Raw genomic sequence first — 7,731 nt, forward strand, 5'->3', positions numbered from 1 at the left:
GCGTCGATGTCCCTGTGAAGCGCCCGACACAGGGCCGCGATGACCGGGCCGCCCGAATCGCCCACGCCCCCCGGCCCGGAAAAATCCGCCGCCGCTCGGGCCACAAGCCCCACGGCCGCCGCCTCGGTGCGCGACACGGCCGGAAATCCGGCCTCGATGAGGTCCACCCCGGCCGCCGCCAAGGCCCGGGCCACCGTGAGCTTGTCGGCAGGGTCGAGCATGGCCCCGGGCATCTGTTCGCCGTCGCGAAGCGTGGTGTCGCCCAAAAGCAGAGGGGTAAGGACGCGTTGACCGGCCATGCGCCGCTTGTGCGTCATATTCCCGGGAATTGCAACGCGCCGGGCATGGTCCCCAAGGCACGATCCCAACGGCCCGGTCCCCATTTGACGAATCACACCCCGCTGGCTACACATCTGCATCTGCATCTGCACCACACGCTACGCCACGTCCACAACGACACAGGAGGCGACCATGCCCACCATCGGCGTCATTTTGGCCGGCTGCGGCAACATCGACGGCGCGGAAATCCACGAATCCGTCCTGACGCTCCTCTATCTGGCCCAGGCCGGGGTCACGACCAAAATCTTCGCCCCGGACGTCCCCTTCGCGGCCGTGAATTTCCTGACCAAAAAGCCCATGGGCGAGACGCGAAACGTCCTTATGGAGTCGGCCCGCATCGCCCGCGGCAACATCGCCGACGTGGCCACGGCCCGGGGTGCGGACCTGGACGCCCTGATCCTGCCCGGCGGCAACGGCGTGGCCAAGAACCTGTGCGACTTCGCGACCAAAGGCCCGGACGGCGCGGCCCATCCCGAGGTGGCCCGGGTCATCCGCGAGGTGCACGAGGCGGGCAAGCCCGTGGGGGCCATCTGCATCGCCCCGGTGGTGCTGGGACTGGTGCTCGGGGCCAAAAAGCCGCGCCTGACCATCGGCAACGACATGGGCACGGCCAAGGCCCTGGAGAAAACCGGCGCGGTGCATGTCGATTGCGCCGTGGACGACATCGTGGTGGACGATGCGCTCAACATCGTGACCACCCCGGCCTACATGCTCGGGCCCGGCATCGCCGACGTGGCCAGGGGCATCGAGAAGTTCGTGGCCGAGATCATGCGGCGGGCGCAGCATGCGGGGTGACATGCCTCCGGCGGCCAAAGGGCTTCGCCCTTTGGAATCCCGTCACAGGGTACGTTTCACGACGGGAATCCGGATGGCATGACGCCATGGCGTCTGCCTCGTCGAAGCAAAAACAAGGAGCATCATGCGCCGCCTCATGATCAACGCCGATGATTTCGCCCTGACCGACGGCGTCTGCCGGGGCATCCTCCAGGCCATGGAGCACGGGCTGGTCCGGGCCACCACGGCCATGACCCGCCCGGTCGGCGCGTCAGGCCGCATCACGGCCCAAGCCGCGGCCCTTCGTGGCCGCCTGGGCATCCATTTCCAGTTGACCGGCGGCCACGCCCCCTGCCTGCCGCCCGGGGACGTCCCCTCCCTGGTGACCGCCGAGGGCGTTTTCCCGCGCAAGCGCATGGACATCGGGCAGGCCGCACCCGACGAGATCCGCCGGGAATGGCAGGCCCAGCTCGATCTGCTACGCTCCTGCGGCGTCTCCCCGTCGCATATGGACACCCACCACCATGTCCACAAGCGGCCCGACGTGTTTCCGGTCTATCTGGAGATGGCCGCGCGGCTCGGCATCCCGGCCCGGGCCACCAACCCGGCCATGGCCGCAGCGCTTCGCGACGCCGGGGCGATCTGCGCCGACGCCTTCATCACCGACTTTTTCGGTAAGGATCTGACCCCCGGGCGGTTTCTGGAGTTGGCGGCGGCGGCCTTCGCCCCGTTGCCCGACACGGCCGTGGTGGAACTCATGTGCCATCCCGGGAGAAACGACCCGGAACTCAGCCGCATCTCGGCCTACAATCAGGCCCGGGAACGGGAAATCGCGGTGCTGTCGTCCCCCGAGGTCCGCCAGGGGCTGGCGGACATGGGGGTCGCCGTGTGCGGCCCCGAGGGCATCCCCAGGCCCGCGCGCGGCGTCCGCGACGGAGGCCCTGCCTCCTGACATCCTGCAGGAGCGTTTTTTCCAAAAAGGCACGGATGTGTTTGTGTTGCGTCGCGCCAGGAGTCCGTCCCCCTGAGGCTTCAGAAGAATGCTTTTCGACGCGGCAAAAGCCGTGTAGCATGCCCGGCGTTGGCTGGCATGAAACCGCAACCGCCTGTTCGCGTGAAGGAGTACGACGTGACCCACGAAGCGACGACGGAACTGCGCAAATTCGTGGCTCCGGAATTCGTGTTCGGCCCGGGCTCGGCCCGACTGGCCGGACGCTACGCCAGAAATCTCCGGGTCAAGAAGGCCCTGGTGGTCACCGGCCCCAACCTCATCCGCCTGGGCTGGGCCGGGCAGGTCATCGACAGCCTGCGCGAGGCGGGCGTCTCCACCACCATCTTCGCCGACGTCACCCCCAATCCCCGCGACTATGAGGTCATGGCCGGGGCCGAGGTCTACCGTCGCGAGGACTGCGACGCCATCGTGGCCGTGGGCGGCGGCAGCCCCATGGACTGCGCCAAGGCCATCGGCATCGTGTGCACCAACGACCGCCACGTCCTGGAATTCGAGGGCGTGGACAATGTGCGCAAGCCCGGCCCGCCGCTTTTGTGCGTGCCCACCACCTCCGGCACCGGGGCCGACGTGTCCCAGTTCGCCATCATAAGCGACACCAAGCGCAAGGTCAAAATCGCCATCGTCAGCAAGACCGTGATCCCCGACGCCGCCTTGATCGACCCCCTGCCCACGGCCACCATGGACCCCGAACTGACGGCGCATACCGGCCTGGACGCCCTGACCCACGCCATCGAGGCCTACGTTTCCAACGCCCATTCCCCGATCTCCGACCTGTTCGCCGCCAAGGCCGTGGAACTGGTGCGCGACCACCTGGTGACGGCCATACGCCATCCCGACGACCAGGCGGCCCGATCCGGCATGATGTTCGCCAGCCTCTACGCGGGCCTGGCCTTTTCCAACGCCATCCTGGGCGCGGTGCACGCCATGGCCCACAGCCTGGGAGGTTTTTTGGATCTGCCCCACGGCCAGTGCAACGCCATCCTGCTTGACCATGTGGCGGCCTACAATTATTCCAGCGCCCCCAAGCGGTATACGGACATCGCCAAAATCCTGGGGGCGCATATCGAACCGGACATGGCCGAGGACGAAAAAAAGCAAGCCATGGTCACCGCCCTGCGCGACCTCAAAAAGGCCGCCGACGTGGACCAGACCTTAAGCGACCTGGGCGTGCGCCCGGGCGAACTCGCCGAGTTGTCGGCCAAGGCCATCAACGACCCGTGCATGATCACCAACCCCCGCCAGCCAACCGTCGAGGACATCCGGTCCCTGTATGAAGCCGCCTGCCGATTCCACGCCTGATTGGAACGCCTCCCGGGAAAAGCTCATCGGGCTTGGGGAAGGTTCCTTAAGCAAGAGCTATTATCCCGAGCTGTCCGAGCGGCTTGCCGAGCTTGAGCGATTCCGCGAACTGCTCGACCAAAGCAACGACGCCATTTTTCTTGTGGACGCGGACACGGGCGCCATTCTCGACGCTGCCGGGTCCGCCCCGGCCCTGCTGGGGCGGGACAAGGGCCGCATCATCGGCGCGGCGTTTTCCGATTTTCTGCGTCCCAAGGCGGCGGCCCGGGTCGCGGCCATCCTGGCCGCCCAGGGAACCGACGCCCCCCTGGCCACGGACATGGCCAGCCCCGACGGGGCCCTGGTCCCGGTGGAAATGACCATTCGGGTGGCGCAAAGGCCCACGCGCCGCAAGGCCGTGGTGGTGGCCCGGGATATCTCCGAGCGCAAAAAAGCCGAGCGCGCCCTGCGCCGGGCCGAGGACCGCTACCGCAGCATTGTGGAAAACGCCGTGGAGGGCTTTTTCACCTCCACCCCGGCGGGCCGCTTCACCAGCGCCAACCCGGCCATGGCCACCCTTTTGGGCTATGGGACGCCCGAGCGGCTTCTGGCCGAGGTCACGGACATCCGCTCCCAGCTCTATGCCGACACCGGCGACCGCGACCGGCTGATGCACCTGCTCAAGGCACGTGGCGGCGCGACCAATTTCCCGGCCCGCTTCCGGCACAAGTCCGGCCGCACCATCTGGGTCTCCCTCAATGTCCGGGTGGAGCACGACGCCAGCGGCCTGCCTCTTTTCCTGGAAGGCTCCTGCGAGGACATCACCGCCCGCAAAATGGCCGAAGAGGCCCTGCGCGACGCCCATATCCTCCTGGAAAAACGGGTCGAGGAACGCACCCGGGAGCTCCACCAGGCCAACGAACGCCTCATGCGCGAGGTCCAGGAACGCCGCCGGGCCGAAGAGGCCGCCGAGGCCGCCAACCGCACCAAGTCCGATTTTCTGTCCATGGTGTCCCATGAGATCCGCACGCCCCTGACCTCCATCCTGGGCTTTTCAAAAATCATCCAACGAAAACTGAAGCAGATTTTCGAAAACCTGGCGGTTCCCGATCCACGCCTGCAAAAGTCCCTCGACCAGGTGTCCGGCAACCTGGACATCATCATCTCCGAGGGCGGGCGCCTGACCAATCTCATCAACGATGTCCTGGATCTGGCCAAACTGGAATCGGGCCGCATGGAATTCGCCATGGAGACCATCGATCCCTCCGAGCTCATCAGCCGGGTCATGGCCTCCACTTCGGTGCTCCTGGAAGACAAAGACGTGCGCATGGTGCGCTGCCTGGACAGTGGCCTGCCCTCCATCCAGGGCGACCGGGACCGCATCATCCAGGTGCTGGTCAACCTCATCTCCAACGCCGTCAAGTTCACGGACCACGGAACCATCGGTCTGTACGCCGTCAGCCAGGACGGTTTCCTGCGCATCAGCGTCTCGGACACCGGCATCGGCATCCACAAAAAAGATTTTGGAAAAATCTTCGAGAAGTTCAACCAGGTGCGCGGCGGGATCACGGATCGCCCCAAGGGGACGGGCCTGGGGCTGCCCATCTGCAAACATATCGTGGAATCCCACGGCGGCCGCATCTGGTTTGAGAGCGCCCCCGACAAGGGCAGCATCTTCACCTTTACCCTGCCCCTGCCCGGATAAACCTTCCGGCAGGGATTGTCTTTTCTCCGTTTTTCGACGACAAGAGCCGCCCGGCAGGACATTCCTCCCCTTTCCCGTCACGAAACCGTAAAGCCGCGCGGCCTATTCACCCTGCGCGAGGACATCCATGAAAACCCAGCCACGCAACGATTCCATCCGAAACATCGCCATCATCGCCCACGTCGACCACGGCAAAACCACCCTGGTGGACCACATGTTCCGCCAAAGCGGGATGTTCCGCGAAGGCCAGGACGCCCCCGAAAGGATCATGGACAGCATGGACCTGGAGCGGGAACGCGGCATCACCATCGCCGCCAAAAACTGCGCCGTGACTTGGCGCAACACCAAAATCAACATCATCGACACCCCCGGCCACGCCGACTTCGGCGGCGAGGTGGAACGGGCCCTGTCCATGGCCGACGGCGCGGTGCTCCTGGTGGACGCCTCGGAAGGCCCCCTGCCCCAGACCCGGTTCGTGCTCAAAAAGACCCTGGAGGCCGGACTTCGGGTCATCGTGGCCGTGAACAAGATCGACCGCAAGGATGCCCGGCCGGAAGAAGTCTTAAACGAAATTTACGACCTGTTCATCGACCTGGACGCCGACGAGGAGCAACTCGAATTTCCCGTGCTCTACGCCGTGGGCCGCGAGGGCCGGGCCATGCGCTCCCTGGATGAGGAGGGCGTGGACCTGACGCCCCTTTTCGAGACCATCGTCACCGAGATTCCCGGGCCGTCCTGCGATCCGGAAAAACCGTTCGCCATGCTGATTTCCGACCTGGGCTATTCCGACTTCCTGGGGCGGCTGGCCATCGGCCGGGTGCTGGCCGGGACCGCCCGCAGCCACGATTCCCTGGTGCGCATCGACGAGGAGAACCGCCGCGTGCCGCTTCGGGTCACACGGCTTCAGGTCTACGAGGGCCTTAAGGTCGTGGACTCGGAGACCGCCCATCCCGGCGACATCGTTGTCATTTCAGGCCTGGACGAGGTGACCATCGGGGACACCATCTGCTCCTCCGAAACCACCACGGCCCTCAAACGCATCAGCGTGGACGACCCCACGGTGGCCATGCGCTTCACCATCAACACCTCCCCGCTGGCCGGACGCGAGGGCAAATACGTCCAGTCCGCCCGCATCCGCGAACGCCTGTTCAAGGAGACCCTGCTCAACGTGGCCATCCGCGTGGAGGAGAGCGAGGAGCGCGACAGCTTCGTGGTCAAGGGCCGGGGCGAGTTCCAGATGGCGATTTTGATCGAGACCATGCGCCGGGAGGGCTTCGAACTGTCCGTGGGACGCCCCGAGGTCATCTACCGCATGGAGAACGGGGTGCGCAAAGAGCCCATCGAGCACCTGTTCATCGACTGCGACGAGTCGTTCACCGGCATCGTCACCGAGAAGCTGTCCATCCGCAAGGGCCGCATGAAAAACCTGGTGAACCACGGCTCGGGCCGGGTGCGTCTGGAATTCACCATCCCGGCCCGCGGGCTGATCGGCTACCGGGACGAGTTTCTGACCGACACCAAGGGCACCGGGATCATGAACTCCTATTTCCTGGGCTACGAGGAATACCGGGGCGATTTCCCGTCGCGCTTCACCGGCTCCATCGTCTGCGACCGGGCGGGCGCGGCCGTGCCCTACGCCATCTTCAACCTGGAGCCGCGCGGCAGGCTCTTCGTGTCCCCGGGCGATCCGGTGTACGAGGGCATGATCGTGGGCGAGCACAACCGGGATAACGACATCAACGTCAATCCCTGCAAGGAAAAAAAGCTCACCAACATGCGGGCCTCGGGCAAGGATGAAAACGTCATCCTGACCCCGGTGTTGCCCATGACCCTGGAACGGGCCATCCATTTTATCCGCGAGGACGAACTGGCCGAGGTCACCCCCCTGTCCATCCGACTGCGCAAGGTGGAGCTGTCGGCCCAGAAGCGCCACCTTCTCAGCGGCGCGAAGAAGAAGGCCAAGGAGGAGGCGTAACGTGGAAACGTCCACGCCCCTTTTCACCATCGACGAAAACCTGTGCCGCCGCGACGGTCTGTGCGCGGCGGCCTGCCCGGCCAGCCTGGTGCGCCAGGACGCGCCCGACTCCCTGCCCTATCCCCTGCCCGGCAAGGCCGAGCACTGCATCCGCTGCGGGCACTGCGTGGCCATCTGTCCCACCGGGGCCCTGCGCCACAGCCTTCTGCCCTTTGACGACTTCCCCCTTGTGGACCGCAAAAACGCCCTGGCCCCCGAGGCCCTGGCCGCGCACCTCAAGACCCGGCGCTCCATCCGCAACTTCAAGCCCTGCACCGTGCCGCACGAGACCTTCGCAGCCATCCTGGACACGGTGCGCCACGCCCCCTCCGGCCACAACCGGCAGGAGGTGCAGTGGACCATCCTGGACGGACGCCAGGCCGTGAACGCGTTTCTGATGCAGGTCAACGAATGGATGCGGGCCGAGGTCAAGGCCAAGACGGACTTCGCCCGGAACATGAAGCTGGCCGGGGCGGTGCGGGCCGTGGACAAGGGCAAGGACGTGGTGACGCGCGGCGCGCCGCATGCGGTGTTCGCCCATGTCCCGGACGACGGCGTGACGCCAGTGACCGACGCCATCATCGCCACCACCTGGTTCGAGATCGTGGC

6 protein-coding genes and 1 pseudogene are annotated in these 7,731 nt (G+C 65.8%); 6 read left to right on the forward strand and 1 reads right to left on the reverse strand.

Translation table 11 applies throughout. The features are described 5' to 3' along the window. Nucleotides 1-299, reverse strand: a pseudogene (locus tag V3572_RS01675) (hypothetical protein); the annotation flags it as partial. A gap of 172 nt (nucleotides 300-471) precedes the next feature. Between V3572_RS01675 and elbB the strand changes: the two are divergent. The 6 genes from elbB to V3572_RS01705 form a co-directional block, all read left to right on the forward strand. Next, nucleotides 472-1,134: an isoprenoid biosynthesis glyoxalase ElbB gene (gene elbB, locus V3572_RS01680; RefSeq protein WP_332109235.1), complete on the forward strand. Its 663-nt coding sequence runs from the start codon at nucleotides 472-474 to the stop codon at nucleotides 1,132-1,134. 124 nt (nucleotides 1,135-1,258) lie between these two features. Then, nucleotides 1,259-2,065 (forward strand): ChbG/HpnK family deacetylase, encoded by an 807-nt coding sequence (locus V3572_RS01685; RefSeq protein ID WP_332109236.1) that lies wholly within the window; start codon nucleotides 1,259-1,261, stop codon nucleotides 2,063-2,065. Between the two features lie 177 nt (nucleotides 2,066-2,242). Next, nucleotides 2,243-3,424 (forward strand): alcohol dehydrogenase-like regulatory protein ErcA, encoded by a 1,182-nt coding sequence (gene ercA, locus V3572_RS01690; RefSeq protein WP_332109237.1) that lies wholly within the window; start codon nucleotides 2,243-2,245, stop codon nucleotides 3,422-3,424. Beyond that, nucleotides 3,396-5,108, forward strand: coding sequence for a PAS domain S-box protein (locus V3572_RS01695; protein ID WP_332109238.1), 1,713 nt, complete (start codon nucleotides 3,396-3,398; stop codon nucleotides 5,106-5,108). The genes ercA and V3572_RS01695 overlap by 29 nt, the downstream gene beginning before the upstream one ends. Nucleotides 5,109-5,235: 127 nt before the next feature. Continuing rightward, nucleotides 5,236-7,083: a translational GTPase TypA gene (typA, locus tag V3572_RS01700; RefSeq protein ID WP_332109239.1), complete on the forward strand. Its 1,848-nt coding sequence runs from the start codon at nucleotides 5,236-5,238 to the stop codon at nucleotides 7,081-7,083. 1 nt (nucleotide 7,084) lies between these two features. Further along, on the forward strand, nucleotides 7,085-7,731 hold a 647-nt coding region (locus tag V3572_RS01705; protein ID WP_332109240.1), incomplete at its 3' end, for a nitroreductase family protein.

Origin of the sequence: Desulfolutivibrio sp., from assembly GCF_036584575.1 — a bacterium.
Classification (GTDB): domain Bacteria; phylum Desulfobacterota; class Desulfovibrionia; order Desulfovibrionales; family Desulfovibrionaceae; genus Desulfolutivibrio.

Excerpts from the sequence above, each read along its gene's own strand:
- elbB (WP_332109235.1), top strand. The coding sequence starts at position 472 with ATGCCCACCATCGGCGTCATTTTGGCCGGCTGCGGCAACATCGACGGC.
- V3572_RS01685 (WP_332109236.1), top strand. The coding sequence starts at position 1,259 with ATGCGCCGCCTCATGATCAACGCCGATGATTTCGCCCTGACCGACGGC.
- V3572_RS01695 (WP_332109238.1), top strand. The coding sequence starts at position 3,396 with ATGAAGCCGCCTGCCGATTCCACGCCTGATTGGAACGCCTCCCGGGAA.
- typA (WP_332109239.1), top strand. The coding sequence starts at position 5,236 with ATGAAAACCCAGCCACGCAACGATTCCATCCGAAACATCGCCATCATC.